A 2,113-nucleotide genomic window follows, 5' to 3' on the forward strand; every position below is an offset into this window, starting at 1 on the left:
ACGCGACGTGGATATGCGCGGGTTGCACGATGAACCAGTGGCCTTCGGCGGGCGCGGGAGGGGGGACGCGATTGCGCAGCATCGCAGCCGCGACGGCCGGGCTGTTGCCGCGTTCATCCTGTTGCGGCGCACCGGGCGCAGCAAGGTTGAAGCGTTCAGCCAGCCAATGCTCATGCGGCAGAGCACGGGAAAACGGATCGAGATGTTGCAAGGGAGCGGTAGTCTTGCTGCGCGCCAACAGCATGGCCAGCGCGGGAGCCTTGCATTCGCGCACCAGATCGCGCGCCATTTCGGCTTGCGGCAGGCCAAAAGGGAGAAGTATGTCGAGATGATTCATGCCGCGATTGTAGGCGAATTTCATTGTTCTGGCCTAAAACCCCCTATGGACGCGGCTCGTCGGCGGATGTCGAAATCGTAAAAAAACGTGGCCGTCAAAACTTGGCGGGCGTTTTACGGTCTCAATCGCGATCCGGCCTGACTGTCCCGGGCCCAATGGGACAGTGAAAGATGACGGAGAGTGTGGCAAACTGGCGCATTGTCGTCCGGCATCGTTTCCAGAAAAGAGAGTCAAGGTTTGAGTCTGATAAAAAATTTACCGTTCGAATGGCTGGTCGGCATTCGCTATACACGGGCCGGCAAGCGCAGCGGCCGCAATAGTTTCATCTCATTCATTTCCCTGATTTCCATGGCCGGCATCGGTCTCGGCGTGGCTGCGCTGATCGTGGTGCTGTCGGTGATGAACGGCTTCCAGAAGGAAGTGCGCGACCGCATGCTGTCGGTGCTCTCGCACATCGAAGTGTTCGACGCGTCCGGCGCCATGCCGGACTGGCAGGCGGTGGCCAAGCAGACCTTCCAGAACAAGGAAGTCATCGGCGCGGCGCCGTATGTGGCGGCGCAGGCCATGATGACGCGCGACGACAACGTGCGCGGCGTGGTGATTCGCGGCGTGTTGCCGGCTGAAGAGCCCAAAGTTTCCGACGTTGCCGGTCAGGTCAGGCAAGGCAAGTTCTCCGATCTCAAACCGGGCGAGTTCAACATCGTGCTGGGCGGCGAGCTGGCGCGCAGCCTGCATCTGGAAGTGCTGGCGGAGGGCGTGGAAGACCTGACGCAATACGACATCATGAAGGAAAACGGCTGTGACAAGGTGCAGGGTTATTACTTCAGCAAGCCGCTGGCGGTGGATGAATGCACGCGGTTATTGCAGGCGCGTTCGCCATTTTCCTGAGGACTTCGTCGACTGCTGTTTTGATGGATAATCGGACCCCATGAATTCCGTCATGCACTCCACTCCGACGTCTTTCCGCGGCCTGTTGCTGGCAGCCGGAAAAGGCACGCGCTTTAATCCCGCCGGCACCGGCAACAAGTTGCTGACACCGCTGCCCGGAAGCGATCAGGTGATTGCGGTCGTCGCGGCGCGCGCCATGTTGCAGGTGTTGCCGGTGCTGGCGGTGGTTGGTGCAGCCGACAGCGAACTGGGGCGGCGGCTGGCTGAGGCGGGTTGCGAAGTGATCGGCTGCGACGACGCGGACGCCGGCATGAGCGCTTCGCTGATGTGCGGGATACGGCAGGCGCGGGATGCCGAGGGCTGGATCATTGCGCTGGCCGACATGCCGTATGTGCAGGCGGCGACGCATCGCGGTTTGCTGGCGGCGCTGAAGGATGGCGTGCAGATCGCCGTGCCGACCTATCAAGGCAAGCGCGGCAATCCGGTCGCTTTCGGCCACAGCCATCTGGACGGCTTGCTGTCATTGAGCGGCGACCGTGGCGCACGGACCTTGCTGCAAGAGTTTCCCGTCGACGAAATCCCCTGCAACGATCCCGGCATCCACCGCGATATCGATACGCGCGCCGACCTCGACGCGGGCTGAACTTCCTGAAAACTATTTGCTGAATTCGCCGACGGAGCAACTGCCGCCGGAGTTTTCGTTGCCGCCGCTGTTTGCGTTTGCCTCAGGCAAGGGATCGGTACGCGCCGCATGCGTTTGCGAGATGCTCACGCCATTGCGGATGGCAGTCATTTCGGCGAGGATAGCGATGGCGATTTCGGGCGGCGTGCGCGCCCCCAGGAACAAGCCGACCGGACCGTGAAGCAATTTACGGTGGTGGGTATTTT

The 2,113-nt window shown here is 61.4% G+C and carries 3 protein-coding genes and 1 pseudogene; 2 read left to right on the forward strand and 2 right to left on the reverse strand.

What is annotated here, in order from left to right:
- Positions 1-361: pseudogene (locus tag HLUSI_RS29130) on the reverse strand (hypothetical protein); the annotation flags it as partial.
- A gap of 213 nt (positions 362-574) precedes the next feature.
- Between HLUSI_RS29130 and HLUSI_RS29135 the strand changes: the two are divergent.
- Positions 575-1,225 (forward strand): ABC transporter permease, encoded by a 651-nt coding sequence (locus HLUSI_RS29135; protein ID WP_016835041.1) that lies wholly within the window; start codon positions 575-577, stop codon positions 1,223-1,225.
- A gap of 52 nt (positions 1,226-1,277) precedes the next feature.
- Positions 1,278-1,868 carry a nucleotidyltransferase family protein gene (locus tag HLUSI_RS0116645; protein WP_029363626.1) on the forward strand — a complete coding sequence of 197 codons (591 nt, stop codon included), beginning with the start codon at positions 1,278-1,280 and terminating at the stop codon, positions 1,866-1,868.
- A 12-nt stretch (positions 1,869-1,880) separates the two neighbouring features.
- Here HLUSI_RS0116645 and HLUSI_RS34235 read toward each other — a convergent pair.
- A partial coding sequence (locus tag HLUSI_RS34235) for an XdhC family protein (protein WP_029363627.1) occupies positions 1,881-2,113 on the reverse strand: 233 nt, incomplete at its 5' end.

It is taken from the genome of Herbaspirillum lusitanum P6-12 (assembly GCF_000256565.1).
GTDB classification, from domain to species: domain Bacteria; phylum Pseudomonadota; class Gammaproteobacteria; order Burkholderiales; family Burkholderiaceae_D; genus Herbaspirillum; species Herbaspirillum lusitanum.